Raw genomic sequence first — 26,429 nt, 5'->3', positions numbered from 1 at the left:
GGCTCCTTCGCACGCGTATCGCCCGGGGTGTGGGGTGGGCGGGGGAGGGGACGGGGGTGCAGTGGGGGGCGGGGTGGGGTGGGCGGGGGGAGGCAGGGGGCGCGGAGGCGGGGGCGGGGAAACCCCGCCTCCGCGGGGCGGCAGAGCGGCTCAGGTGGCCCTGCCTCCCGTCTGCCACGGCGAGTAACGGGGTGCCTCGCCGTTTCGGGGCCGGTGCGGTGAGCGCCTCGGCGGGCGCGCCGGGGTCGACGAGGAGGGTCATGACACCGGCTCCTTCAGTTCGCGGTCCACCGGCACCTCCGCTGTGACCGTCACCGCCGCCGGGTCCAGGTCGGCGGGGGTCGGCATCACGCTGCCGGGCAGTTGGACGGCGGCCGCGCCGTGCGCGACGGCGGAGGCGAGCGCCTGCGCGCCGCTGCCGCCGGCGATGAGGAAGCCGGCGAGGGAGGAGTCGCCCGCTCCCACATTGCTGCGGACGACGTCGACGCGCGCGGAGGCGAACCAGGTGCCCGCGTCCTCCACGAGGAGCTGTCCGTCGGCGCCGAGGCTCGCGAGCACGGCGCGTGCGCCCATCTCGCGCAACTCCTCGGCCGCCTTCACCGCGTCGCCCACGGTCGCCAGGGGGCGCCCGACGGCCTCCGCGAGCTCTTCGGCGTTCGGCTTCACCACGTCGGGCCGTTCACGCAGCGCTTCGAGCAGCGCGCGCCCCGAAGTGTCCAGCGCGATCCGCGCGCCCCCGGCGTGCGCCCGCGCGACCACATCGGCGTACCAGGACGGTGCGAGCCCTCGGGGCAGGCTGCCGCAGCAGGCGATCCAGTCGGCGTCGTGCGACTGTTCGCGCACCGTCTCCAGGAGCAGTTCCTGCTCGGCGGCCGTCAGGTCGGGCCCGGGCGCGTTGATCTTCGTGAGTACTCCGTCCGACTCCGCGAGCGCGATGTTCGAGCGGGTGGCTCCGGCGATCGGGACCGGCGCGACCTCGATGCCCTGCGCGTCGAGCAGGTCGGCGACGAGCGCCCCCGGCGCACCACCGAGGGGCAGGACGGCGACCGTGCGCCGTCCGGCGGCCGCGACGGCGCGCGAGACGTTCACGCCCTTGCCGCCGGGATCCATGCGCTCGGTCTCGGCGCGGATGACTTCGCCGCGCTTCAGGGCCTGGACCTCGTAGGTGCGGTCGAGGGAGGGGTTGGGGGTGACGGTGAGGATCATGCGCGCACTACTTCCGTGCCGCCGCGCTCGATGGCGGCCGCGTCGTCGGGGCTCAGCCCGCTGTCGGTGATCAGCAGGTCCACGTCGCTCAGGTCGCCGAAGCGGGCGAAGTGTTCCTGACCGTGCTTGGAGGAGTCGGCGAGCAGCACCACACGGCGGGCCGCGGCGATCGCCGCGCGCTTGACCGCGGCCTCGGCGAGGTCGGGGGTGGTCAGGCCGTGTTCGGTGGAGAAGCCGTTGGCGGCGACGAACAGGACGTCGGCGCGGATCTCTCCGTATGCGCGGAGCGCCCAGGCGTCCACGGCGGCGCGCGTGCGGTGGCGTACGCGCCCGCCTACGAGGTGGAGTTGCATGCCGGGGTGGTCCGCGAGGCGGGCCGCGATGGGCAGGGAGTGGGTGACGGCGGTGAGTGAGACCTCCAGGGGGAGGGCGGCGGCCAGGCGGGCGACCGTGGTGCCGGCGTCGAGGATCATCGTGCCCTCGGACGGCAGCTCGGTGAGGGCGGCCTTGGCGATGCGGTCCTTCTCGTCGGCGGAGGTGGTCTCGCGTTCGGCGAGGTCCGGTTCGAAGTCGAGGCGTCCGGCCGGGATGGCACCGCCGTGCACACGGCGGACGAGGCCGGCGCGGTCGAGGGCCTTGAGGTCGCGGCGGATGGTCTCCGCCGTGACCTGGAACTCCTCGGCCAGCGACAGGACGTCCACCCGGCCGCCGTCACGGGCGAGCCGCAGGATCTCCTGCTGCCGCTCCGGTGCGTACATGTCCGTCGCCTCCGACTCAGGTCCGGCCGATGCCCGACTGCTTCCGACTCATGCCCGAACTTGTGGTTTCTCTTCGGAGGCTACGCCCGGATGTCCGGAAAGTAAACACCTTCGGACCGCATTCGGGCATGAACGGACTTCGGACCCGGCAGTCAGGTGGCCGCATGCGCGGCCGGGCATGCCAAAGGGCCCGGCACCTGGTGTGGCGCCGGGCCCTTCAGGGGCCCTCAGACCCCGCGCTTGTCCGAGTCGGCCTTCGATCAGCGCACCAGCTCGGGCTCACGCCCCTGTCCAGCGGAGGCATGCCCAGCCGGCCTCTCCCCGGCCGGGCCCTCCCCAGCCGGCTTCTCGGCAGCCGGCTCGTCCGCGGAACGCGCCTCCCCGTAAGCGCCCGCTTCCATCGCCGCTTCCGCCCCAGCGCCCTCGCCCGCGCCCGCGCCCTCCACATGCTGCGCCGGCCGCTTCGGCAGGGCGAACATCAGCAGGAAGATGACGGCCATCACCACGGCCACCCAGCCCAGCGCGTACCGGAAGGCCGCCACGAACTCGGGGCCGATCCGGTCCGGGGTCAGCCGTTCGCCGATCCGCCCGAAGAAGACGACGGACACCAGGCCGAGGCCGAGCGCGTTGCCCATCTGCTGCACGGTGTTGATGAGCCCGGACGCCGAGCCGGCGTGCTCACGCGGCACCTCCGACAGCACGGCGTCCGTCAGCGGGGCGACGATCAGGCCCATGCCGACGCCCATCACGATCAGCGGCAGCGCCATCTGCCAGGAGGCGATGCCGAGGCCGTACCGCTCGGACTCCCAGATGTAGAGCAGGACACCGACGGCCATGGCCAGGGCGCCCGCCTGGAGCACCTTGCGGCCGAAACGCGGGACCAGCTTCTGCACGGACAGTCCGGCGGCCGTCGACACGGCGAGGGAGAACGGGACGCCGGTCAGGCCGGCGCGCAGAGGGCTCCAGCCGAGGCCGTTCTGCATGTACAGCGTCCAGACCAGGAAGAAGATGCCGAGACCGACGCCGAAGACCGTCTGCACCGCGATGCCCGCCGCGAAGCTCTTCACCCGGAAGAGGGAGAGCTCGATCAGCGGCGAGCCGTCCCGCGCGCCCTTGCGCCGCTCGTACGCGACGAGCGCCCCGAACACGCCGAGCGCGCCGGCCATCGAGACGTACCCCCACAGCGGCCAGCCCAGCTCGCGGCCGCGGGTGAGCGGGTAGAGCAGCATCAGCAGACCCAGCGTCACGAGTGCGACGCCGACGAGGTCCAGCTTCAGCGCCTTCGGCGCGCGGGACTCGGTGATGAAGCGGCTGCCGAGGATCAGGCCGGCGATGCCGACGGGCAGGTTGATGAGGAAGATGGGCCGCCACTCCAGCCCGAACAGGTTCCACTCCGTCAGCAGCGCGCCGAGCAGCGGACCGGAGACGGCCCCCAGCCCCACGATGGCGCCGAAGAGCCCGAACACCTTCCCTCGCTCGTGCGCCGGGAAGGTGGCGTGCACGATCGACAGCACCTGCGGCACCATCAGCGCCGCCATGCCGCCCTGCAGGATGCGGGAGGCGACCAGCATCTCCGGGTTCGCTGCGAAGCCGCACAGCGCGGAGGCGAGGGTGAAGCCGCCGATGCCGACGAGGAACAGCCGCTTACGGCCGTAGATGTCGCCGAGGCGGCCGCCGGTGATGAGGCCCGCCGCGAAGGCGAGCGCGTAACCGGCGGTGATCCACTGGATCTGGCTCCAGGAGGCGCCCGCGTCCTGCCGGATGGACGGGATGGCGATGTTGACGATCGTGACGTCGACGAGGTCCATGAAGGCCGCGGTCATCACGATCGCGAGGGCGAACCAACGACGGCGGTCTGCGACGTTCACCCCGCGGTCTCCGGCGTCCGCCCCGTAGTCTCGAGCGTCCACCCCGCTGCGCCGGCCGGCGTCAGCCCCGGCGCTCCCGGGGTTCGCACCGGCGTTTCCCTCGGCGCTGCGATGGTTCTCACCGGCGTTTCCGGTGTTCCCACCGGCGGTGGGCGTGGTCTCGGTAGAAGTCATGCTGCGACATTAGAAGGGCATTAGGTCAGATCATGTCCTAGAGGTGCGGCATCCTCGGATGCATGACGACGGACACCCCGGCACGGCTGCTGCAGCTCCTCTCCCTCCTCCAGACGCCCCGCGAATGGCCGGGCGGCGAGCTCGCCGATCGGCTCGGCGTGGGCCCCCCGCCCGGCCCGCGGGGCCACCACCCGCGCCCGGAGCGGGGGGGTCCGGGGGCCCCGCGATGGGCGGGGGGGCGTGCGCGCCGCGCGGCTCGGGGTGACCCGCCGTACGGTCCGGCGGGACATCGACCGGCTCCGTGAGCTGGGCTATCCGGTGCAGGCGACCAAGGGCTCGGACGGCGGGTACCGGCTGGTCGCCGGCAAGGCAATGCCACCGCTCGTCCTCGACGACGAGGAGGCGGTGGCGATCGCGGTCGGTCTGCGCGCGGGCGCCGGGCACGCCGTGGAGGGGGTGGACGAGGCGTCCGTACGGGCCCTCGCGAAGCTGGAACAGGTCCTGCCGTCCCGGCTCCGCCACCGCGTCTCCACACTCCAGGCCGCGACCACCCCGCTGACCAGCGGCGACGGGGCGAGCATCGCGCCCGAGACACTGACCGTCATGGCGTCGACGGTGGCCGGGCAGGAGCGGCTGCGGTTCGCCTACCGGGCGAAGGACGGCACGGAGTCACGACGGCTGACCGAGCCGTACCGGCTGGTGTCCACGGGACGCCGCTGGTACCTCGTCGCCTACGACCTCGAACGCGAGGACTGGCGCACGTTCCGCGTCGACCGCGTCCGCGAGCCGTTCGCCACCGGGGCGCGGTTCGCTCCACGGGAGGTGCCGAAGGGCGATGCGGCCGAGTACCTGCGGCAGTCGATCCAGCGGCGGCAGGAGACGTACGAGTTCGACGTCGCGTTCGCCGCGTCGGCGCAGTACGTGGCGGGGCGGATGCCGGCGTGGTTCGGGAGCCCGGTGGAGCAGGAGGGCGGGTGCGCGCTGCGCGGGGTCACCGGTGAATCGGTGGAGTGGCTGGCGGTGCGGCTGGCGATGGTGGGGTGCGAGTTCTCGGTGCGGGCGCCGGGAGAACTGGTGGAGTGTGTACGGGAGTTGGGCGGGCGACTGGCGAGGGCGGCCGACACCGGCTGACCTGGCCGTACCACTCCCCCGCTGAGGCCGTAATCCCTCTCCCCCGCTGAGGCCGTAATCCCTCTCCCCCGCTGAGACCGTACTTCTCCCCCGCAGGGCTTACCGCGCCCCGCGCCTCTCTCTCGCCCCTCCGTCACCCCCGGCGGCGGCCCCCGGACCCGGCCCCCGGACCCGGCTCCCGGCTCACGACCCCGGCTCCCGGCCCCGACCCCCAACCCCCGGCCCCCGGCCAAGTCCTTCACCGCTCCCCCTCCACCCACCCGAACCCCCGCAACGCCTCGAGATTGCGCAGCGCCAGCTCGGCCGGGCCGTCCGCACCGTTCGGCGGGCGGTCCGTCATGGCCCAGCTCTCCACGGCCACCCTGATCGCGGCACACACGACCGCCGCCGTGAAGCGTTGGCGGGGAGTGGGACGGGAAGCGGAAGCCGGAGCCTGAGCCGGCGCGGCAATGTCCGCGGGAGCCGAGGAGGCAACGCCCGCAGGGGTCGCCTCGTCAACGCCCGCTGCAGACGCCTCGTCAACACTCCCGGCGGCCGCCTCGGCAACGTTGTCGACCCCTGAGGCACGCGCCCCGAGAGCCTCGGCGAGCGTCCCCTCCGACGCATGGCAGACCTCGGCCCAGACCTTGCCCAGGGCCGGACTGGTCGCCGCCAGGCGGATCAGGGTGCGGGCCCATTCCCACGAGGCCGCCGACACTCCGGCGCCGGGGGTCAGGGTGTGCCGTACGGCGTGTTCCAGGGCCTCGGGAAGCGGCAGTTCCGCCGGGGCCGCGCGTACCGCCTCCGCCCAGCGCTGGGCGCCTGCCGCGTAGAGGGGGGCGACGGCCTCCTCCTTGGTGGCGAAGTACCGGTAGAAGGTGCGCGGGGCGATGCCGGCGGCCTGGGCGATGTCCTCGGCGCGGGTGGCCTTCAGGCCGTGCTGCACGAAGAGGCGGGCCGCCGCCCCGGCGATCTCCATCCTGGTCGCCGCTTTGCGTCGCTCTGTCAGCGAAGTCGGGGCGGACGGTGATCCGGGGGAGGGCGGTGGTGCGGGGGTGGAGCTGGTCACATCGGCAGGCTATGCCCATGTGGCACAATCTGCCATTCGGCGGGTCACCCCGTGGTTCAGGTACGGGGTGCCCCGCCTTCCAGCATGCCCGCACGTCCGGCGCGAGCGCCCGTCGGCCCTGGCCGGGTGGGCCCGTCCGCCCCTGTGAGCCGTGTGCGGCAGCAACCCGCCCGCCCCCTCCTCCCTCCCGCGCTCCCCCGCCCGGGGGCTGCGCGAAGGGAGCCGGGCCCCGGCGCCTGGGGGGAGAGGCACCGAAGCCCGGCTCGGGAAGTCCCGGCGCCGGGGGGATTGCGTCGGGACTGGTCCGGGGTGTTCACGACCCCGGGCCCTCACGGGTCGGGGCGTTCACAGGTTCGGGGTGTTCAGGGGTGTTCAGGGGTCCGGGTGGAGCAGAGCGATCCTGGGGGTGGGGGAACAGTGCTCCGACCATGCTCACGCGAGGGCTTCGAGGTCCGGTGGTGTCGAACTCTCGTGCCCTGAAGTCTTGTTCCCCCGTCTCGCGGGTTGAAGCGGCGTTGTACCGCCATGTTTTGCGCGTACTTCAGCCACCCCGCGTACGCCGGTGGCGCGGGCCTTGCGACTCCACGCCACCTCGCGTCGCCATGCCACCGGGCCGCTCACGCGGCGGCTTCGAACCCGGTGTCGCGGGCCAGCTTCTTCAGCTCGAGCAGCGCGTGCTTCTCGATCTGCCGGATCCGCTCGCGGGTCAGTCCGTGCTCCTTGCCGACCTCGGTCAGCGTCCGCTCGCGGCCGTCCTCGATGCCGTACCGCATCTTGATGATGGAGGCCGTGCGCGGGTCGAGGCGGTCGATGAGGCCGTCCAGGGCCTCGCTGCGCAGCAGGGTCAGGACGGACTGTTCCGGGGAGACCGCGGAGGTGTCCTCGAGCAGGTCACCGAACTGGGTCTCGCCCTCGTCGTCGACCGACATGTTCAGCGAGACCGGGTCGCGGGCCCAGTCGAGCACGTCGATGACGCGCTCCGGCGTGGAGCCGAGCTCGGCGGCGATCTCGACGGGCTCGGGCTCGCGGCCGTTCTCCCGGTTGAACTCGCGCTGGACGCGGCGGATGCGGCCGAGTTCCTCCACGAGGTGGACGGGCAGCCGGATCGTGCGCGACTGGTCGGCTATGGAGCGGGTGATGGCCTGGCGGATCCACCACGTGGCGTACGTGGAGAACTTGAAGCCCTTGCGGTAGTCGAACTTCTCGACCGCGCGGACCAGGCCGGCGTTGCCCTCCTGGATCAGGTCGAGCAGGGGCAGTCCGCTGCGGGGGTAGCGGCGGGCGACCGCGACGACCAGGCGGAGGTTGGAACGGATGAAGATGTCCTTGGCGCGCTCTCCGTCGGCGACGAGCGCCTCGAGCTCCTCGCGGGAGGCGTCCGCCTTGGACTCCTCGTATCCGTCGAGGATCTGTTGCGCGAACACACCCGCCTCGATGATCTGCGACAGCTCGACTTCCTTGGCGGCGTCGAGCAGCGGCGTGCGCGCGATCTCGTCGAGGTACATGCCGACCAGATCGCGGTCGGCGATCTCGCCGCCGTGGACGCGAGCGCTGCTTGCCGCGTCGGCCGTCTCGCCGGTGGCGGACTGACGACGGGCGACGGCACGGGTTGCCATGCGTGCTCCCTTGCGATGGTGGGGTCAGCGGGTGGTCCGTGGACACCGGGCCACTTCTCGGGTCCTCCCGGGACTCTCACCGGGACTCTCCTCGGGTGCCCTGCATCCGATGGAAACAACGACTGGAATCAGGACAGAATTCCCAACCCGCCCCTCATTTTTTCTGATCTTGCAGTACCCTGTCCGGCCACACAAGGAGGCGGGATGCCGTCGGAACGCACAGAGGTGCAGGTCAGGCCGGGAGTCGAGGGTGACCTCGAAGCCCTCACGGACCTCTACAACCACTACGTTCGTGAGACGCCCATCACATTCGATACCGCGGTCTTCACTCCGGAAGAGCGCCGCCCTTGGCTGCTCTCCCACCCTGAAGACGGCCCGTACCGGTTGATGGTTGCCACGGAGGGCGACCTCCGGGGCAACTCACAGGAAATCCTGGGGTACGCCACATCCAGCCCTTACAGGCCGAAGGCCGCCTACTCGACCTCGGTGGAGGTGACGGTCTACGTCGCCCCGCACGCCGGCCGCCGCGGCGTCGGCACGCTGCTGTACAAGGCCCTGTTCGCGGCCCTGGCCGACGAGGACCTGCACCGCGCGTACGCGGGCATCGCCCAGCCCAACGAGGCGTCCGTCCGCCTGCACGAGCGCTTCGGCTTCCGCCACATCGGCACGTACGGCGAGGTCGGCCGCAAGTTCGGCAGGTACTGGGACGTAGCCTGGTACGAGAAGGAGCTCTGACCTCAGGCAGCCACGGCCGTCCGGAGCAAGAAGCGTTGACGTCGGACAGCCATGGCCGTCCGGAGCACGGAGCGCCGACCTCGGACAGTTACGGCCGTTGAGAGAAGGAAACCCGGGAAGCTCCCGGGGAAACCCCGGAGAAGGCCCGGGGAACCCGGCAAGTCCGCAAGTCCTCCCGGATCTCAGCCGAACTGCACCGACCGCTTCGCCAGCCCCATCCAGAACCCGTCGATCACCGACTTCTGGTCACCCAGCTCGCCGGCCGCGTCGGCGGCCCCCATGGTCACGAACAGGGGCGCGAAGTGCTCGGTGCGCGGGTGGGCGAGCTGTCCCGCCGGGGACTTGCGGGTGAAGTCGAGCAGCGCGTCGACGTCACCGGCGTCCAGCGCCCGCCGGCCCCAGTCGTCGAACTCGGCCGACCAGCCGGGCACCCCTCCTCCCCCGTGCCGCAGGGCGGCCAGGTTGTGGGTGAAGAAGCCGGAGCCCACGATCAGCACGCCCTCGTCGCGCAGGGGCGCGAGCCTGCGGCCGATCTCCATGAGCCTCACCGGGTCGAGGGTCGGCATGGAGATCTGCAGGACGGGGATGTCGGCGGCGGGGAACATCTCGACGAGCGGGACGTAGGCGCCGTGGTCGAGGCCGCGGTCGGGGATGTCCTGCACGGGCGTGCCGGGGGCGCGCAGCAGTTTGCGTACGGACGCGGCGAGCTCCGGTGCGCCGGGGGCGTCGTACCTCACCCGGTAGTAGTGCTCGGGGAAGCCCCAGAAGTCGTAGACGAGGGGGACGGTCTCGACGGCGCCGAGGGCGAGCGGGGCCTCCTCCCAGTGGGCGGAGACCATGAGGACGGCCTTGGGCCGGGGCAGGCCGGCGGACCAGGCGGCGAGCTGGCCGGGCCAGACGGGGTCGTCCGCGAGGGGCGGGGCGCCGTGGCTGAGGTAGAGGGCGGGCATGCGCTCCTGCGGGACGGCGCGCTCCTCGGTGGCGGCGGACATGGCGGCGACTCCCTCCGAGGGCCTGTCGGCAGGCCCCCGCATCCATCAGTACTTGAAGTCTAAATCTCGTACAGTCATTACTGTATAACCCACTTGTTTAAATTTCAAAGACAGGCCCCGTACAGTGGAGTACATGACGAAGGCAGCCGCATCCACCGACGAGCCCCAGTGGCTCACCGCAGAGGAGCAGCGCATCTGGCGCTCCTATCTGCACGCCTCCTACCTCCTCGAGGACCACCTGGACCGCCAGCTCCAACGGGACGCCGGCATGCCCCACGTCTACTACGGGCTGCTCGTCAAGCTGGCGGAGTCCCCCGAGCGGCGGCTGCGCATGACCGAGCTGGCGATGCACGCCAAGATCACCCGCTCCCGCCTCTCCCACGCCGTCGCCCGCCTGGAGAAGAACGGCTGGGTACGGCGCGAGGACTGCACCTGGGACAAGCGGGGCCAGTTCGCGGTGCTGACCGACGAGGGCATGGAGGTGCTCAGGAAGGCCGCGCCGGGCCATGTCGCCACCGTGCGCAACGCGCTCTTCGACCGCCTCACCCCCGAACAGCAGAAGTCCCTCGGCGAGATCATGGAGATCGTCGCCGAGGGACTCCAGCCCAACGAAGCGGGTGCGGACCTCCCCTGGCTCCGCTGAGGACCCAGGGGGTACGGCCCTGTCGAGTACGACCCTGATCAGGTACGGCCCGACCAGGTACTGCCTGATCAGGTCCGACCCTGATCAAGCACAGCCCGATCAGGTACGGGCCCTACTCGGTTACGTACGTCAGTGGGCGACCACCGGCACCGGCACGGCGTCCTCGGCGTCCTGCGACTCCGAACCGCTCACCGCGCCCATGTCCGGCTTGCCGGCGTTGACGAGGGTCAGGGCGATCACGGCGGCGGTGACCAGGATGCCGACGGCGAACCAGATCGCGCTGGTGTAGCCGTGCACCATGCCCTCCAGCTGGACCAGCTGCTGCTGCGGCTTGGAGGCCGCACCGGCGATGTGGTCCTTGATGTAGGACGTGGTCGCGGAGGCGGCCACGGTGTTCAGCAGGGCGGTGCCGATGGCGCCGCCCACCTGCTGCGAGGTGTTGACCATCGCGGAGGCGACACCGGCGTCCCGCGGCTCGACGCCCTGCGTGGCCAGGGACATGGCCGGCATGAACGCCGTACCCATGCCGAGGCCCAGCAGCAGCATCGCCGGCAGCAGCAGGGCCGCGTACGAGGAGCCGATCTCCAGGCGGGTCAGCAGCAGCATGCCGAGGGCGGCGGTCAGGAAGCCCGGGCCCATCAGCAGCCGGGGCGCGACCCGGGTCATCAGGCGGGTGCCGATCTGGGTGGAGCCGGTGATCATGCCCGCGATCATCGGCAGGAACGCGAAGCCGGTCTTCACCGGGGAGTAGCCCTTCACGACCTGCAGGTAGTAGGTCAGGAACAGGAACAGGCCGAACATCGCGATGATCGCGAGGCCGAGCGAGAGGTAGACACCGCCGCGGTTGCGCTCGGTGACCACGCGCAGGGGCAGCAGCGGGGCCTTGACCTTCGCCTCGACGAGCACGAACGCGGCGAGCAGCACACCGGACGCGACGAACATGCCGACGGTCAGGGAGTCGCTCCAGCCCTCGGACTCGGCGCGGGTGAAGCCGTAGACCAGGGCGACCAGGCCCAGCGTGGAGAGGATGACGCCCGGGATGTCGAGCGGGGAGCGGTTGCGGCCGCCCTCCGGCTCACGAATGACGAACCAGGCGCCGGCCGCGGCGACCACGGCGAAGGGGATGTTCACGAAGAACGTCCAGCGCCAGTCCAGGTACTCGGTGAGGAAGCCGCCGAGGATGAGACCGACGGCGCCGCCACCACCGGCGATCGCGCCGTAGATGCCGAACGCCTTGGCGCGCTCCTTGGCGTCCGTGAACATCACGGCGAGCAGGGAGAGGGCGGCGGGCGCGAGCAGCGCGCCGAAGACACCCTGGAGGGCGCGGGCGCCGAACATCATCGCCTCGTTGGTCGCCGCGCCACCGAGCGCGGAGGCCAGGGCGAAGCCGGTCAGGCCGACGAGGAAGGCGTTCTTGCGGCCCCACAGGTCGGCGATCCGGCCGCCGAAGAGCAGCAGACCGCCGAAGGCGAGGGCGTAGGCCGTGACGACCCACTGCCGGTTGCCGTCGGAGATGCCCAGGTCCTGCTGGGCGGAGGGCAGCGCGATGTTCACGATGGTCGCGTCGAGGACGACCATCAGCTGGGCGAGCGCGATGAAGACGAGCGCTTTCCAGCGGCCCGGATCCGCCTGGAGGGCGCCGGGAGCCTTGGTGGCTGTTTCAGACATGGGGATACCCACTTCGGGACTTCGTGACGGAAAAAAGGTGAGTCGGAGCGAAAAAAGGACGAGTCGAGGAACGGGCCGTCCCGGGTGACGGCCGGTGATCGGGTCGGTGATCACTCGGGCGATCGGGCCGGGAGATCCGGTCGGAAGATCCGGTCGGGCGACCAGGTCGGGCAAGCAGATGGTGCGGTCGGATCGGGCAGGCGGGTCGGACGCTCGGATCGGGCAGGCAGGCAGGCAGGCAGGTCGGTCGGATCGCTGATCAGCTCGGGTGATCAGGGAAACCAGCTCTAGTGATCAGGGGTGTCAGCTCGGGTGATCAGCGCTGGTCATCAGCTCCGGTGATCAGGGTGATCAGGGTGATCGGCTCGGGTGGGCCGGGGCGGCCCCGTGGGCTCAGGCCTGGCGAAGGTCCTCCAGGGTGACGGCCGCGCCCGGCAGGATGGAGCGGGCGGGGGCCCGCAGCCCGTCCAGGAACAGCTGCAGATGGCGGTGGACGAAGCGGTCGGCGCTCAGGCAGGCGGTGCCCGCCGGGGGCCGGCTGAGCTGGGACACGGCGACCAGCAGATCGCCGACGCCGACGTCCTCGCGGAGCTGCCCGGCCCGCCGGGCGCGTTCCATGACCTCTTCGACGAGCTGCTCGGTGCGCAGACGGGCGGCGACGAGATCCGGGTGGTTGACGTCGAACGTGCTGGCCACCATCGGGCACAGCGCGCTGACGCGTTCGTCGGCGGCGGTGTGCACGAAGCGCTCCAGCGCGCCGAAGGCGTCGCCCGTCTCCGCGAGCGCCCGCCGGGCCGCCTCGGCCGTCCGGTCCATGACGGAGCAGACGACCTCGCGGACCAGCGCGTCGCGGTCGGGGAAGTTGCGGTACACCGTGGCGTTGCCGACGCCGGCCCGGCGGGCGATGTCGTCGAGCGGCACGTCGGGCCCGAGCTCGACGAACAGCTCGCGGGCGGCGGTGACGATCCGCTCCCGGTTGCGCAGGGCGTCGGCGCGCGGCCGGGTCGCCTTGCGCGGCGCGGGGGCTGCGGTCTGCACGGCGTACTCCTGACAGTGGTGGAGAAACCGATCCGGGGATCCTCTCCCCGTTTCAGTCGGACGTCTGGTTAAACGGGGAGAGGATCCCCGGATATTTCCCGCCCGCTGCTTCATTTTCTGTGACCTGGGCCACATACGCCCTACCGCCAGGTAATCCCCGAACGGTCGCCCCAGCGCGCGCCTCGGCGCGTCGCGGCGGAGGGTGATCCCAAGGGTGCAGTCGGTGACGGGTGGCTGCCTGGAGCGAAAGGTCCCTGCATGCAGCCGCGACCCGAGCGCTCCGGGGGAGGCCGCCGGAGCACGCCTTCGGAGCCGCTCCCCCGGCGGATACGCCCGCGCCGCCTGGCCGCCCTCGCGTCCGTGACCGTGCTGACCCTCGCGGTCAGCACCTCGGCCGGTTCCGGCCCCCTCGCCCCGAGCCCGACGCCGTCCGGGGCGGGCCCCATCTCCCTGGCCCGCTCCGCCGCCCTCGCCCCCTGCATGATCAGCGGTGGCGCCTCCGTCCAGATGTCCGAGGGCGTGCCGACACCCGGCGGCTACACCCGCTCCACGGGCACCGTCCGCGCCCTGACCCTGATGATCGACTTCCCGGACGCACCGGGCCGGGGCAGCGCGCAGAACCGTTTCCGCGAGTTCTTCCCCCAGACCCGGCAGTGGTTCCGCACCGCCTCCTACGGCCGCCTCGACTACCGCCCCGCGACCCCGGTCCGCGGCTGGCTGCGCATGCCCAAGCCGTTCAAGGAGTACCGCATAGAGCGCGGCGCGCCCTTCGACCCCGGCTACCGGGAACTGGTCCAGGACATCGTGGCCGCCGCCGACCCGGCCGTCGACTTCCGGGCGTACGACCTCCTGAACGTGCTGGTCACCCCGAACGCCGGCCCCTCCGCGCTGGACACGGTCCTGTCGGTGACGTTCGCCGGCAACGCCGAGGCACCGGTGGCCGACGGCGTGCCCGTCTCGAACGCCTCCTTCGTCTACTCCCGCCAGGACGACGGCTCCGGCTCCTACGACAAGACCGGCTACCGCGTCCTGCCGCACGAGAACGGCCACGTCTTCGGCCTGCCCGACCTCTACACCCAGGAGGGCGGGGGCGCCGTCGGCCACTGGGACATCATGAGCGAGGACTGGGGCGCCAACAACGACCTCCTCGGCTGGCACAAGTGGAAACTGGGCTGGCTGGACCCCGGCCAGATCGACTGCGCGGCCGCCCCCGGCACGAAGGAGTACACCCTCACCCCCCTCTTCCGGCGCGGCGGCCCCAAACTGATCTTCGTCCCGCTGGACGGCCGTACCGGCTACGCCGTCGAACTGCGCACCCGCGGCGGCAACGACGAGGCGGTGTGCCGCCCCGGCATCCTCATCTACAAGGTCGACGCGGACGTCGACACCGGCATGGGTCCGGTGACCGTCCACGACTCCCAGCGCCACAGCGGCGGCTGCACCCGCAGCCCGAACGTCCACGCGGAACTCTCCGACGCGCCCTTCGTACCGGGCGAGACCTTCAAGGACCCCAAACGGTCCGTCCGGATCTCGGTGACGGCGGCGGACCTCAAGGGGGACTACCGGGTCCGGGTGACGCGGGGCTGAGATCCCGCGATCCGCACCGGCGCCCGACCGGCCGCCCGACCGGCCGCCCGACCGGCCGCCGTGCGGAGCGCCGCCCGTCCTGCTGGAGGGGCCGGGCCCGGCTGTGACTACGGTAGGCGTGCCGCGACCGCCGTACCGGAGAACCGATGCCCGCCAAGACGCCCACGACGCCCGCCACGGAGAACCCTCCCGCGGAGGCGGTCACGCCGTTGATCCGCGGGGTCGCCGTGCTGCGGGAACTGACGACGGCGGGCGGCACGATGAGCCTGAGCGCCCTGGAACGCGCCACCGGCCTCGCCCGCTCCACGGTCGACCGCATCGCCGCGACCCTGGCCCGCATGGGGTACGTCCGCCTCGACGGCCGCGACGCCGTACTGGCACCGCCGGTGATGGAACTGGGCAACGCCTACCTCGCGGCCCTGCGCCTCCCGGCCCTGCTGTCCGCCCGCGCCGACGCCCTGGCCGACGAACTCGACGAGTCGGTCTCGCTCGCCGTCGCCGACCGTGACGGCATCCGCTTCATCCACCAGGCGACCCGCCGCCGCGCCATGTCCCTGAGCTTCCGCATCGGCGACCTGCTGCCGGCCGAACGCACCGCACCGGGCCCGCTCTTCGCGACGGAGTGGACGGACACCGACTGGACCCACTGGCGCACCCGCCGCACGACGGACCCCCAGGACCGGACCTTCCCCGCCGTACCGCCGGCCCCGCACACCACCCCCGACGAGGACTTCGTACGGCGCACCGAGCGGGCCGGGGCGGACGGCTGGTCCCTGGACGACCAGCTGATCGAACCCGGCCTGGTGGCCGTCTCCGTCCCCGTACGGGACCCCCGTACGGGCCGCATCGCCTGCGTGGCGAACGTGGTGAGCCACACCAGCAGACACACGGCGGCCGACCTGCGCGACACCCTCCTGCCCCGGCTCGCGACGGCGGTGGCGGCGATGGAGGAGGACCTGCGCCAGGCCCCGCCCCCCGAGCCGGGCCCGCCCCCCGCGGGCCTGGCCCTGTGGACGGGCGCCTCGAAGCAGGAACTGGGCCGCGAGTTCGTCGAATCCCTCGCCCGCGGTCTGACGGTCCTCACCGCCTTCGGCGAGGGCCGAGCCGCCCTCACCCTCACAGAGGTGGCCAGAGCGACGGGCCTGGCGAGGGCGACCGCCCGCAGAGCCCTGATCACCTACGACCACCTGGGCCTGGTGACCCCGACCTCCGACCGGACGTTCACGCCGACGCCCCAGGTCCTCTCCCTCGGCTTCCCACCCCTGTCCCGCACCTCCCTCCCCCACATCGCTACCCCGCACATGACAGCCCTCACGGCCCACCTGCACGAATCGACGTCCCTGGCGATCCTCACGGAGACCGGCGAGGAGATCCAGTACACGGCAAGGGTGGCCGCCCGCCATGTAATGAGCGTGGACCTAGGGATCGGCACACGAGCACCGGCGACCAGGACGTCGGCGGGGATGGTGCTGCTGGGGGAGGCGGGGAGCTGGGGTGGGGGTGGGGACATGGACGGGGCCGGGGACGGGCATGGGGCTGCGGATCGGGACGGGGACAGTGTCGGGGCCGCAGACAGGCATGGGGCCGGGACCGGGGACAGGCCCGCGACCGGGGCCGGAGCCGTGGCCGGGGCCGGACCCTCGCCCTACGCCCTGACGGACGAGGAGTTGGAGGACGGCCTGCGCACCATCGCGGTCCCCGTCCGCGACCGCACCGGCCGCACGGTCGCCGCCCTGAACGTGGCGACCCACGCGGCCCGCCGCACCCCGCAGGAATGCGTCCAGGACATCCTCCCCGCCCTCACCGCGACGGCGTCCTACATCGAGACGGACCTCCACGTCGCGTCCCGGTTCACCCGTGTCCCCCTGACCTGACCCCCACACTCCGCCCCACGAGATCCGGTACGCTGACGCCTGTGGTCCACACGACCACTGCCCTGCCTTCGTAGCTCAGGGGATAGAGCACCGCTCTCCTAAAGCGGGTGTCGCAGGTTCGAATCCTGCCGGGGGCACCATGCCTGACCAGGCACGGAGTATCGAACAGCCCCCTCGGAGTGATCTCCGAGGGGGCTGATTCGTGCCCTGTGGGACCAATGTGAGGCCGAGGCTCGCGGCGGCGTGTGTCCTGTATCTGTGCCGGCTCGCTGCGGCCCCCTGCAGCCCGTGATCCGGTTACGCGGCCGGCTCCTCTTCGATGGCCGGGGACTCGGGGTCCGGGACGGCCTGGGGCGGTCGCGGCCCCTCGCCCTGGCCGGGCTTCTGCCGCGCCTTGCGCGGGACGATCGCCACGGGCGCGTCCGCGGCTTCCTGTTCGAGCTGCGGGAGAACGCTGGTGTAGGTGTCGGCGGTGAGCTTGTACGAGGAGTGCCCCAGCATCACCTGGATGGTCTTCATGTGGATGCCGGCCGCGAGGGACAGCGTCGCGGCGCAGTGGCGCAGGTCGTGGAGCCGAATCGGCGGCAGGTCGAGCTTCTGGACAAGCCGGTTGAAGATCTGGGAGAGGTACTCCGGGTGGTACGGGCGGCCGTCCTCCCAGGTGAAGACGCGGCCTGAGTCGACGTAAGGCCCGTACTTCTTCGGCTCCTTGCGGTGCTTCTCCTCCCACTCCGCGCGCTCGGTCTGCTGGCGTCGCCGCCAGAACTTGAGGAGTTGGTGGGTCTGGCTGTCGAGCCGGATGGTGCGGGCACCGCTGTCGCTCTTGGGGGTGTCCTCCCAGACGTCGTAAGAGGCGGCGACGAGTTGCTCGCTGATGTGGACCGTGCCGACGGTCATGTCGGTCTCACGCCAGGGCAGGCCGCAGGACTCGCCACGGCGGGTGCCGCGGAAGACCATGAGGTGGAACATCGGGTAGAGCCGGTGCTCGGCGACACCGTCGAGGAAGGCGCCGGTCTGCTCTGCCGTCCAGACCATGACCGCGCCCGCCTTCTCCCTCGTCTCGCGCCAGTGGGCGACGCGTTCGTCGGTCCAGACGAGCGGCTTGGGCGGGGTGTACTTGGGCAGGACGACGTGCTTGGCCCAGTTGTCGCTGATCAGCTTCTCGGTGTTCTGGGCGTAGTCGAGCGCGGCGCTGAGCTCGGTCTTCAGCTTGAGCTGGGCGCCGGGGCCGGTGATGTACCGGGGCTTGCGGCGGGCCTCGCGGAGGTTCTCCTTGGCCGCGTTCCAGTGCTGACGCAGCTCGGGCGGGCGCGGCTTGGCCGCCCGCTTCCAGGCACGATGGGCGGCCTCGCACTCCAGCCTGGCCAGCTCGGCGGCGTCCCGGTTGGCGGCGCGCTGTTCGTTGTCACGCCAGATCTGCTCGAACATCTCCTGCAGGTGCCGGGTACGCAAGTCCCGCATCTTGATCTGGCCGAGCGCCGGGATGAAGACCCGGTGGATGTGGTCGCGGTAGCTCTCGCGTGTGGAGCGCTTGAGGTCGACGCGTTTGTCGAACCAGCGGAGCAGGAAGTGCTCGACTGTCTCGTCGGAGAGGACGTCGATGCCGTCCTGCGCCTCGTCCCACAGGCTCTGCGCCTCGTCCTCGGCCTTCTTCTTGGTGAGGAAGCCGCCCCTGCGGACCCGGCGTCTCCTGCCATCCGGTCCGGCCGGCAGCTCCATGGTGAAGTACCAGAGGCCATGGTCACGCTTGCCCATCTGCGGGCACTCCGAGCCGAGTTGCCGCTGTTTCGGTCTGCCTCTGCTGTCGAGGACGAACTCGCCGTCCTCGTCCAGCACGGGCCCCCTGCACGCGCAGCGCTTGTAGACAGAGCCTTTGAACACATCCCCTCCTGGAACTCACCTGAGCAGCCACGCAGCCGCGATCATATGTAGAGACAGAAGGTCTGTCTCCTATCTGGATGAGAGGGCACAGCGCCCGCTGAAGACTCCAGTACCGTCACGAGCCCTCTCTGCACCGACGATGGAGCGACCGACGCCAACAAAGAACATGTGTCGTGGCAGATCACAGCCAGGCGCCATACATCTTTGGCATGGATCTTGTTCCGTAGCCAGGAGAGAACTTAGACTCCGCCGGGACTTCCTGGGAGGCGCGGGGGCGGAACAGGAGAGTCTGAACATGCCAGAGCGAAACGATCCGGCCACCGACGCGACCTCGGAGGCGGTGGTGCTTCAGTGACCCGGGACGAGGTCCTCGCCCTGCCCGTGACGGTCGACGTCCTGACGGCCGGCAGGGCGTTCGGCTTCAGCAGGAACACAACGTACGAACTGATCAAGTCCGGAGAGTTCCCGGTGCCCGTGCACCCGTACGGCAAGGGCAAGCGCAGGGTGCTGACTTCCGAGCTGTGGGAAGCACTGGGGGTTCGGCCGTAAGAAAAGGCAGCGAGACACCGCAAGCCCCATCCGCCCCCTCGACATCCGGCACTGCACGGTCTCCGCCACACCAGCCGTCAATCGGCACATGCCAGAATGCCCGAACTCCCCGGTAGCCGATCTCCCCGCTGTACAGTCCGCCATGCAGCGGCTGAACCGGACTCACGAACAGCTCTACATGTCGGGGTGACAATGCTGCGTTTTGGCATACCCTGTCCGGGGAAGCAGGGGGAATCGGGCTGGAGAGAACATGAGGGCCTATGGCCACGAGACGGACGGTGTCACCGCCGTCCCGGATGAGGCTGCCTGGCTGGCGGCGGCCGCCAAGCGTCTTCTCGAGGAGAAGAGGACACTCGCGGAGACCGCGGACTGGATGACTGAGAACGCGGGTCCGACGGTGTCGGGGCGCTCTTGGTCTCCGACGACGCTGCGCCGCCGCCTCCTGAATCCGGCGATTGCCGGCCTCAGAGAGAACGCGGAGGGTGAGCTGGTTCCGGGTCCCGCCGAGCCGTTGGTCGACCGCGAGACGTTCGGCGCCCTGCAGGAACTGTTCCAGGGGAACAGGAAGAGCCAGGGCACCAGGCCCAGGCACGTGCACTATCTCTCCGGCGGCACGGCGACGTGCGCGCTGTGCAAGCAGCCGCTGACGCCCAGGTCCACGGCGAACGGCGGGCGAGGGTACGTCTGCGAGAGCGAAGGCTGCGGCAAGGTGCGCATCTCCGCCGAGCCGCTAGACGAGTACGTGGGTGAACGCGTCGTCGCCCGGCTGGCCGGCCCGAAGCAGCTCAAGCGCCTGGCCGCGATCCGTGACCGGTTCGCGGCGGAGGCTCGTCGGGGTGAGGAGTTCCTGAAGGAACTGCGAGGCCACAAGGAGGAGTTGGCGAAGGCGTTCGGCGCCAGGGACCTGAACCTCAGCGAGTTCAGGGCGGCGAAGGCCGCCCTCGAGAACCGCCGTGGAGAGGCGATGGCCGCTGTACGTCGGGGGAAGGCACTCGAGGAGCTGCCGGAGTTGACCCCACAGGGCGTCGAGACCTGGTGGAACGAGACTGCCGGTCGCCAGCAGCGCCGTAACTTGGTCCAGCTCACCGTACGGGAGGTGCGCGTGGGCCCGGCGACGGTGCGCGGTTCGCGGAAGTTCGACGAGACCCGGTTCGACATCTTCTGGCGGTGACGCCCGCACCTGCGGGCGGCGTCCGGCCGCCCGCAGGGGACCTGCTCAGGTCAGCCAGGTGAAGACGCCACCCGCTACGAGGCTGCCGAGTGCCGCACCGGCCACCACCTGACCCAGCGTGTGGTCCCGCAGGGCGACCCGCGACCAGCCGATGAGCGCGACCAGCGGGAAGGCCGCCGTCCACCAGAGACCGACTCCCACGGTCAGGATCGCGACGGCCCCGGCCGAGACCGAGGTGTGCACGCTGATCTTCCAGAACGCCGTCACCGGCAGGATCGCTCCGAGCGTGGCCAGCATCGCCACGACCAAGGCGGTCATCTGCGGCGGTGCGTCGAGAACCACCATGGCGGCGATGGCGACGCCGACCGACGACATGATCACGGGTATGAGGTGCAGGCGCCGTTCACGCTGTCCCACGTGGCGGTCCTGCCAACGTCCCGCGCGGATCCCGTACTTGATGTACGCCATGGGAATCACGGCGGCGAACACGATGGCGTGGACGGCCCAGGCCAACCCGACGAGTACGTCGTCCTGGGCCACCCCGAGCACGAGGCACACGGCGAGGATGACGTTCTTCGGCTCCAGGCCGTCGGTGACGGTTCGTGCAGCACGGTTTTCAGCAGCGTGGTCTTCGACAGTGGGCATGGTGGTCATGTGAGGTTCCTGATGGTGAGGCGGGCCTCGAGGGCATCCATGAGCGGGGAGTGGTAGTACTTGGCGACCCGTGAGAGCCAGGCCGCGTTGACGTCCAGGTCGTTGCCCATGGTCAGGAGCGGCGAGGTCGGAGAGCTGTCAGCGCGGGGCTCGTCGTCGGCGCGACCGCGGCGGCCGGTCCGCAGGCACAGCGCCTGAGCCGCGGCCTCGGCGTCGCCGCCTTCCAAGCCGTGGGCGCGGGCGGCTTCCAGGGCTCTCAGCGGCAGGTCCGCCGCGATCCAGGGAAGGACCTCGAGGGCGGAGTCGCTGATGTCGAGCACCCGTTGGTCCAGCCGTTCCCACAGGCCACGCAGGCGGTACCGGTCGCGGGACGGCGACGGAGCCTCCGCGAGAACACGGACGATGGCCTCGGCGGGCAGAACGGAGACCAGCTCCAGCCACAGGGATCGCAACGCGATCAGCCAGCGCCGGCGCCGGACCACGCGCGTGGCGTTCTCCCAGCCTCGGAACGACACGCCGGCCAGAATCAGCCCGATGGCAACGACCTGGACAAGGCTCGCGACATCGTCGGCAGCCTCAGCGGACATGGGATAGGCGATGTCGGCCAGGCCGTAGACCAGGTAACTGCCCCGGAAGAGGGAGTAGCCGACCCCTGTCCAGCAGCCGAGGGACATCAGGTACATGCACGTGCTGAACATCCGCTGACCGGAACGCCGTGCCGCCCGGGCGGCGACCGTGCACAGAGCGCCGGAGAAGGTCAGGGCCACGGCCATGGTGCCCAGGTAAGCGGCCACGTACACGGTCCCGGCCAGATCGCCCGACTGCGCCACGATGAAGTTCCGGTCGCCGTCGGCCTCCACGACCGAGGGCCTGGAGAAGGGGAACGTCGCGCCGGCACCGGCGACGGCGACCACCGCGGTGATGGTGCGCGGCCATGCGGTTGTCAGTCTCCGCCACCACCGATGGCGCCCACCATCGGCCGCTATGGAATCCACCCAGCGCCACAGCAGCACGGAACTGAGGATGACCGCCAGGTGTTTGACCAGGACCGAGATGTCGGTGACACCCGACCACCGGGTGACAGCACGCTCGACGTGGCTCAGGCGCAGTGTCGCGCCGAGCGCGAGCAGCGCCAGGACCGTCCACAGCTCCCGCTGCCCGCGAGTGCTTCTGATATAGCCGATGCGCCATAGGCACCAGGCCCACAAGGGCACGATGGTGCACAGGGCTATGACGTCGTCTCTGATCATGTGAGGGTTTTCCAGCTGTCGGTCAGAGGCTGCGGTGCAGCCGGTCCAGCAGGGGGTCGGCGTGTCGACCTGAGCTGTGCGCTGCGGCGCGCTGCCGAAGAAGGACGGCGAAGGACTCTGCCTCGTCCTCGCGTTCGGTGTACAGCGGATCGCGGTGGCGGCTCGAGGACCGCGTACGGACTCCCAGGAGATCACCGTCGAGAAACGCCGGGGAGAGCCACGTGAACGTCACCGACTCCGCGGGTTCGACGGGCTCGGACGGCTTCTCGCCGGCGGCTATGAGAGGCAGCGGAGGATGGCCAAGGAGCTGGTGGCCCAGCTCGTGGGCGTACGTGTGCACGGCGTGAGCACCGGCCGCTTCGGGCGCCACCCAGATGTGGTCCGCCTCCTCCGTCGGCCACCACATGCCGCACGGGCGCTGGAGGCCCGGCGGGAACGGTTCCCGGTGCAGGACCAGGGGCCGGTCGTGGTGTTCGACGGCGGCCCGGTGCAGCGTCTCGATGGTCAAGGGGTGCGGTACGGGGAAGCCGTCGAGTGCTTCGACACAGCGGCGGCGCAGGGCAGGTCTCAGCACGGGTGGGAGACACCGCCCGCGGTCATCGGTAAGAGGGGGCTCATCACTGGAGGCTTCCGGGAGGGTCGGCGTTCAGTCCTGGTGCTTCTGCATCTTCTGCAAGCTGGAGATGAACTCCATGGCGAGCTTCAGTCCGCGGGAGTCGAGCCGTCGGGCGCTGCGTGCCAGCATCCGGATGTCGTCGGCTTCCTTCGCCACCTCGCGGTCCACCTTCTCCGTGTGTTTCCGGCGCGCTTCGAGCAACTTGCCCGCTTCGGCGGCGACGGCCTCGTGAGTGTGGGTGCCGTCCTTGAAGGCGTCGAGCGGCACCTGGAAGAAGGCGGCGAGGTGGGCGACCCTGTCGAACGACGGCTGAGGACCACCCGGTGTACGCAGCTTGCGGATCGTCTCGTCGGAGATCACGCGCCTGCCGGCACGTTGGTTAATGGCGGCCGCGACTTCGGAGTTGGTGTACTCCACGCCGTTGCGCGCCGCCGCCGCCGCTTCGAAAAGCAGGTTCAGCATCCGGGCGCTGAACGACCACTCGTCCACGGCCGTGCCGTCAGGCGGCGTCATGAGCATCTCCTCTGCCGGCCAGTCCGCAGGCCACGTGGCAGCCGGTGACCACATATCTTTGGCCGATCAAGACTCAACAACCCAAAGATCCTTGACAGTTCGTGAAGGTCATGTGTTGGATCCGTAGCGTAATTGAGCGGTTGTGCTCATGCCAGGCACCCCGGACGCCCACCCTCCACTTCCGGACACCCTGACACGACAGGCCGGCCGCCCCACTCCCACGACGCCTGCCACCAGAGGGGCCCTCGATGCGAGCCGCCGACAACTCGCCTACACGGCCGTCCGGACCGCCCCGCACGGCCGACCCCTCCCCGAGGGCGCGGGAACCAGGCGGGCGCGGCAGCACGAGCACCGGATCACAGAGGGACACCACAGGTAACCGAGGGGACGACATGGAGCGGCACGACCCGCTGGAAGCGACGGGGGCGCGCGGCGAGAGCAGCTCCATCGGGGCACCGGAAGTTGACCCGGAGGGCGAGAGCTGGCGGGATATGGAGATCTGGAAGGTGTTCATCGGGGCCGACGTCGAGCTGAACCCGGAACTTCTCCCTTCTACATATGTTGAGACGGAAGACTGATTCCCTTCCCTCACTGGCACACAATTGTATAAAACTTACTTGACGCTCATGATCGATTGATCATAGTATTTAGCTATCACCTCACAGGAACCCGTCCTGCGAGACCGAAAGTGCGAGGAGTCGACGAAAATGAGCGTCACCGAGGCGAACATCGAGGTCATCGCGATCCCGCTCGCGGACATCGAGCCCAACCCGGACCAGCCCCGCAAGTTCTTCGACGAGGCCAAGCTGGAGGAGCTCGCGGCCCAGTTCCGCTCGGTCGGCCAGCTCCAGCCCATCGTGGTCCGGCCGGCCGGCGACAAGTTCCAGATCGTGATGGGAGAGCGCCGCTGGCGCGCGATGCACCTCGTGGAGGGCGCCACCACCATCGAGGCCAAGGTCGTCGGCAGCGTCGACGACGAGCAGGCGTTCGTGATGGGCATCTCCGAGAACATCGGCCGGGCGGACATGACGCTGATGGAGGAGGCGCAGGCGTACGCGGACCTGGTCGGGTTCGGCTATCAGGCAGAGCGCATCGCGGAGATGTTCGGCAAGACCACCGACTACGTGCGGTGGCGGATGGACCTGCTGAACCTGACCACGGACATCGCGGAACTGGTGGCCGAGGGGAAGATCAAGGCGGACTTCGCCTGGTACCTCTCCAAGCTCACGCCGGCGAACCAGAAGGTGGCGGTCACCCGGTACATGAAGGGCGACTTCAAGACGGAGACGGACGCCTCGACCTTCGCACAGGCCCTGCGGATGAAGGAGAACCAGGAGGGCTTCTTCTCCGAGAAGGAACTGTCGGACAAGGAGAAGGAGGACAAGGCCAAGGAGCGCAAGCAGGCCAGGGGCAGGGTGGACCAGGTCGAGCGGGCCGGGACCCTGCTCGAGGAGCTGGGGAAGATGACGCCGTCGGAACTGGCGGACCTGTTCGAGGGCGAGGTCGGCAAGCAGCTGGACGCGGTGGAGCGGGTGCGCAAGGCGGCGGCCGAAGCGGTGAAGAAGCTGCGGAAGGCGAAGGCGATGTCGGAGGCCAAGCAGCTGACGGTGCGGCCGGAACTGGAGGTTGAGCCGGAGGCCGAGGCGATCGAGGAGGTCGAGGGCGCGGAGGAGCCGAGCGAGGCCGAGATCGCCGGGGTGGCGACCGAGGAGCCCTCAGAGGCGGAGCTCAAGGCTGCCGCCTGAGCTGCTGCCCGAGCGCATGTGTTGCAGCCGGGGCCCTGGTGCGGGTCCCGGCTGTTTCGTATCGGCGGGCACCGGGGGCGGCGTGTACGGGATGGGGTGGCCGTGGGGGGCGAGTGGGGCAGTAGGCGGAACTCCCAATGATAAAACTATATTGACACACCCAGTCACTTGAAGATAGAATGTTATTGCCGAAAGTCGGCACCGCGAGAACTGAGTGAGTGCGTCGCGGGTGCGCGGAACGATCCGGCGGCCGGCCAGGGAGGCAGCCCCCCGGTCGGCCGCCGACTTTCAGTGACGCCCCTCGGGACGCGCGGAAAGGCGGGCGACATGGAAGTCGTCGTGAAAGAGGGCGACCGCCTGGACCCGGACCAGGCGGCCGGCCTCCTGGCAAGTGGCGTGGTGACGCCAGGGTGCGGATGGTTGGCGGCCGCGCTGGGCACGATGATCCCCTGCCGGTCATGCGGGCGGCACCTGCGAGTGGTACCCGTGCCGGGACCCGGAAGGGACACCGTGGCGGTGGACAGCGAGGGACGCCTCGTGTTCGGCTCCGACAGCGTCGCGCGGGATGCGCTCGGTGTGCGGTTGTGCGACGCCTGCTTCGAGCTGGCCGGGTGGGAGAACACCCACAGCGACGAGGGCCATGAGGAGAAGCCGGACCCGGACTGCCCGCTGTGCGGTACGCCGGAACCGGCGCGAGGGAGGAACGTGTTCGAGCTGTTCACGCACAGGTACCAGGACTTCGAGCCGTCGATGGGGGTGCCGGTGCGCATCACGTTGGGCGCGCCACGATGGACGCTGCCGTACTCGCTGGAGCACCAGGTGCGGGAGGCGGCGCCGAGTCGGGAGTACTTCGGGTCGGCCCGGCCGGTGTACGAGGCGGCATATCGGGCCCAATTGGACCGGCACGGCGTGAAGTTCTACGCGTCACGGTTCCAGGGGATCGCGAAGGCGGCGGGGGATCTGCGGCTGGTGCTGCTGTGCTTCGAGGACCTGTCGAAGCCGGACCAGTGGTGCCACCGGCGGATGTTCGCCGCCTGGTGGAAGGAGAGGACCGGAGAGAAGGTGAGGGAGCTCGGGCCACTGGGACCCGCGTTCGAGCAGGGGACGCTGCTGTGAGCGAGGAGCGCGGGCCCAACTGGGCCGAGATGAGGCGGGAGGACTTCGAGGCCCCGCCTAGGCCGAAAGCGGCGCCGCCTGGGCAGATGGAGTTGTTCGAGCCCGGGCCGGCGAGAGCGAAGGCAAAGCCACACCTTCCGCAAGAGTGCCCGATGGGGACGCTGAGCCTGCTGGACCTCCTGCCACCGGAGCAGTGATGACAGTCGCCCCAGCCTGACGATCCATGTGGTGGGTGCAGCACCGCACCCACCACATGTGTTGTGACAGTCGTACGTCTGATAGCGTTTCATCGTGGCGAGGCGATCTTCCCGGTCGGCTCCGCCGCGCGTCGGTGGTGCATCTGGCAGCACGCCCCGCCCCCGGTGGGGAGGAGCTCGTTCGAGTCGGGCCCGGCGCTCGAGGACGCGTCCGCACAGGCACGTGGTGCGGAGCCGACCAGCCAAGGAACCATCCCCCTCCAGGCGTCCCCCGCGCCTCCTGGTTCCCAGGCGGTCCGGCACGGCAGGACCAGCCCCCTGCCCCTCCGGGCCCGCGTCCCACCCTCGACGAGGCTCAAGGCCGGAACGAACGAAGAAGTCACCACAGCGGGGAGGCAC

22 protein-coding genes, 1 tRNA gene and 1 pseudogene are annotated in these 26,429 nt (G+C 70.5%); 11 read left to right on the top strand and 13 right to left on the bottom strand.

Translation table 11 applies throughout. The features are described 5' to 3' along the window. Positions 1-258: 258 nt before the first annotated feature. From pfkB to ACPT94_RS07265, 3 genes are all read right to left on the bottom strand, one after another. Positions 259-1,206 carry a 1-phosphofructokinase gene (gene pfkB / locus ACPT94_RS07275; protein ID WP_360336517.1) on the bottom strand — a complete coding sequence of 316 codons (948 nt, stop codon included), beginning with the start codon at positions 1,204-1,206 and terminating at the stop codon, positions 259-261. Next, on the bottom strand, positions 1,203-1,964 hold the full coding sequence (locus ACPT94_RS07270; RefSeq protein ID WP_360336515.1) for a DeoR/GlpR family DNA-binding transcription regulator: 762 nt from the start codon (positions 1,962-1,964) through the stop codon (positions 1,203-1,205). The genes pfkB and ACPT94_RS07270 overlap by 4 nt, the downstream gene beginning before the upstream one ends. 260 nt (positions 1,965-2,224) lie before the next feature. Further along, positions 2,225-3,787, bottom strand: a complete 1,563-nt coding sequence (locus ACPT94_RS07265; protein ID WP_360336658.1) for an MFS transporter — start codon at positions 3,785-3,787, stop codon at positions 2,225-2,227. Between the two features lie 471 nt (positions 3,788-4,258). On the opposite strand from ACPT94_RS07265, the pseudogene ACPT94_RS07260 reads away from it, so the two are divergent. Beyond that, a pseudogene (locus ACPT94_RS07260) lies at positions 4,259-5,137 on the top strand (helix-turn-helix transcriptional regulator); the annotation flags it as partial. A gap of 238 nt (positions 5,138-5,375) precedes the next feature. Here ACPT94_RS07260 and ACPT94_RS07255 read toward each other — a convergent pair. Together ACPT94_RS07255 and ACPT94_RS07250 are read right to left on the bottom strand one after the other, a co-directional pair. Beyond that, complete coding sequence (locus tag ACPT94_RS07255; RefSeq protein ID WP_425245443.1) at positions 5,376-6,185, bottom strand: TetR/AcrR family transcriptional regulator; 810 nt, start codon at positions 6,183-6,185, stop codon at positions 5,376-5,378. A 617-nt stretch (positions 6,186-6,802) separates the two neighbouring features. Next, a complete protein-coding gene (locus ACPT94_RS07250; protein ID WP_360336511.1) occupies positions 6,803-7,801 on the bottom strand; it encodes a sigma-70 family RNA polymerase sigma factor in 999 nt (332 codons plus the stop codon). A gap of 204 nt (positions 7,802-8,005) precedes the next feature. Between ACPT94_RS07250 and ACPT94_RS07245 the strand changes: the two genes are divergently transcribed. Beyond that, a complete protein-coding gene (locus ACPT94_RS07245) occupies positions 8,006-8,536 on the top strand; it encodes a GNAT family N-acetyltransferase (RefSeq protein ID WP_425245442.1) in 531 nt (176 codons plus the stop codon). Positions 8,537-8,718: 182 nt separating this feature from the next. On the opposite strand, the gene ACPT94_RS07240 is transcribed toward ACPT94_RS07245, so the two are convergent. Further along, positions 8,719-9,486, bottom strand: a complete 768-nt coding sequence (locus ACPT94_RS07240; RefSeq protein WP_360336654.1) for a dioxygenase family protein — start codon at positions 9,484-9,486, stop codon at positions 8,719-8,721. A 175-nt stretch (positions 9,487-9,661) separates the two neighbouring features. Between ACPT94_RS07240 and ACPT94_RS07235 the strand changes: the two genes are divergently transcribed. After that, entirely contained in the window at positions 9,662-10,171 is a 510-nt protein-coding gene (locus ACPT94_RS07235) for a MarR family winged helix-turn-helix transcriptional regulator (protein WP_360336507.1), read from the top strand. A gap of 129 nt (positions 10,172-10,300) precedes the next feature. Here ACPT94_RS07235 and ACPT94_RS07230 read toward each other — a convergent pair whose 3' ends face one another. Beyond that, complete coding sequence (locus ACPT94_RS07230; protein WP_360336505.1) at positions 10,301-11,839, bottom strand: MFS transporter; 1,539 nt, start codon at positions 11,837-11,839, stop codon at positions 10,301-10,303. 393 nt (positions 11,840-12,232) lie between these two features. Beyond that, the gene (locus ACPT94_RS07225; protein ID WP_360336503.1) at positions 12,233-12,877 is read right to left on the bottom strand and encodes a TetR/AcrR family transcriptional regulator; all 645 of its coding nucleotides are present in this window, start codon (positions 12,875-12,877) and stop codon (positions 12,233-12,235) included. Positions 12,878-13,135: 258 nt separating this feature from the next. On the opposite strand from ACPT94_RS07225, the gene ACPT94_RS07220 reads away from it, so the two are divergent. The 3 genes from ACPT94_RS07220 to ACPT94_RS07210 all read left to right on the top strand — a co-directional run bounded on the left by ACPT94_RS07220 (position 13,136) and on the right by ACPT94_RS07210 (position 16,478). Beyond that, entirely contained in the window at positions 13,136-14,464 is a 1,329-nt protein-coding gene (locus tag ACPT94_RS07220) for a M6 family metalloprotease domain-containing protein (RefSeq protein ID WP_425245441.1), read from the top strand. A 146-nt stretch (positions 14,465-14,610) separates the two neighbouring features. Then, on the top strand, positions 14,611-16,338 hold the full coding sequence (locus tag ACPT94_RS07215) for an IclR family transcriptional regulator domain-containing protein (protein ID WP_425245440.1): 1,728 nt from the start codon (positions 14,611-14,613) through the stop codon (positions 16,336-16,338). 64 nt (positions 16,339-16,402) lie between these two features. Next, positions 16,403-16,478: transfer RNA gene (locus tag ACPT94_RS07210), tRNA-Arg, on the top strand. A gap of 157 nt (positions 16,479-16,635) precedes the next feature. Here ACPT94_RS07210 and ACPT94_RS07205 read toward each other — a convergent pair. Next, complete coding sequence (locus ACPT94_RS07205; RefSeq protein WP_425245439.1) at positions 16,636-18,219, bottom strand: tyrosine-type recombinase/integrase; 1,584 nt, start codon at positions 18,217-18,219, stop codon at positions 16,636-16,638. A gap of 351 nt (positions 18,220-18,570) precedes the next feature. On the opposite strand from ACPT94_RS07205, the gene ACPT94_RS07200 reads away from it, so the two are divergent. Together ACPT94_RS07200 and ACPT94_RS07195 are read left to right on the top strand one after the other, a co-directional pair. Next, complete coding sequence (locus ACPT94_RS07200; protein ID WP_425245438.1) at positions 18,571-18,768, top strand: helix-turn-helix transcriptional regulator; 198 nt, start codon at positions 18,571-18,573, stop codon at positions 18,766-18,768. 202 nt (positions 18,769-18,970) lie between these two features. After that, on the top strand, positions 18,971-19,939 hold the full coding sequence (locus ACPT94_RS07195) for a recombinase family protein (protein ID WP_425245437.1): 969 nt from the start codon (positions 18,971-18,973) through the stop codon (positions 19,937-19,939). A gap of 45 nt (positions 19,940-19,984) precedes the next feature. Here the strand turns inward: ACPT94_RS07195 and ACPT94_RS07190 are convergent, their stop codons facing one another. From ACPT94_RS07190 to ACPT94_RS07175, 4 genes are all read right to left on the bottom strand, one after another. Beyond that, positions 19,985-20,584: a phosphatase PAP2 family protein gene (locus tag ACPT94_RS07190; protein ID WP_425245436.1), complete on the bottom strand. Its 600-nt coding sequence runs from the start codon at positions 20,582-20,584 to the stop codon at positions 19,985-19,987. A 5-nt stretch (positions 20,585-20,589) separates the two neighbouring features. Beyond that, positions 20,590-21,843, bottom strand: coding sequence for a DUF6545 domain-containing protein (locus tag ACPT94_RS07185; protein WP_425245435.1), 1,254 nt, complete (start codon positions 21,841-21,843; stop codon positions 20,590-20,592). A 22-nt stretch (positions 21,844-21,865) separates the two neighbouring features. Then, complete coding sequence (locus tag ACPT94_RS07180; RefSeq protein WP_425245434.1) at positions 21,866-22,417, bottom strand: hypothetical protein; 552 nt, start codon at positions 22,415-22,417, stop codon at positions 21,866-21,868. A 72-nt stretch (positions 22,418-22,489) separates the two neighbouring features. Next, positions 22,490-22,972 (bottom strand): hypothetical protein, encoded by a 483-nt coding sequence (locus ACPT94_RS07175; protein WP_425245433.1) that lies wholly within the window; start codon positions 22,970-22,972, stop codon positions 22,490-22,492. Between the two features lie 392 nt (positions 22,973-23,364). Here ACPT94_RS07175 and ACPT94_RS07170 point away from each other — a divergent pair, with 392 nt between their 5' ends. The 3 genes from ACPT94_RS07170 to ACPT94_RS07160 all read left to right on the top strand — a co-directional run bounded on the left by ACPT94_RS07170 (position 23,365) and on the right by ACPT94_RS07160 (position 25,833). Beyond that, a complete protein-coding gene (locus ACPT94_RS07170; protein WP_425245432.1) occupies positions 23,365-23,550 on the top strand; it encodes a hypothetical protein in 186 nt (61 codons plus the stop codon). Positions 23,551-23,679: 129 nt separating this feature from the next. Beyond that, on the top strand, positions 23,680-24,717 hold the full coding sequence (locus ACPT94_RS07165; protein ID WP_425245431.1) for a ParB/RepB/Spo0J family partition protein: 1,038 nt from the start codon (positions 23,680-23,682) through the stop codon (positions 24,715-24,717). Positions 24,718-25,227: 510 nt separating this feature from the next. Further along, positions 25,228-25,833: a hypothetical protein gene (locus ACPT94_RS07160; RefSeq protein ID WP_425245430.1), complete on the top strand. Its 606-nt coding sequence runs from the start codon at positions 25,228-25,230 to the stop codon at positions 25,831-25,833. Positions 25,834-26,429 lie beyond the last annotated feature (596 nt).

The sequence above is a fragment of the Streptomyces aurantiaciflavus genome (genome assembly GCF_049808595.1).
Taxonomy (GTDB): Bacteria; Actinomycetota; Actinomycetes; order Streptomycetales; family Streptomycetaceae; genus Streptomyces.
Note: the sequence above shows the minus strand (reverse complement) of the source record. Positions and strands in the feature narration are given on the sequence as shown.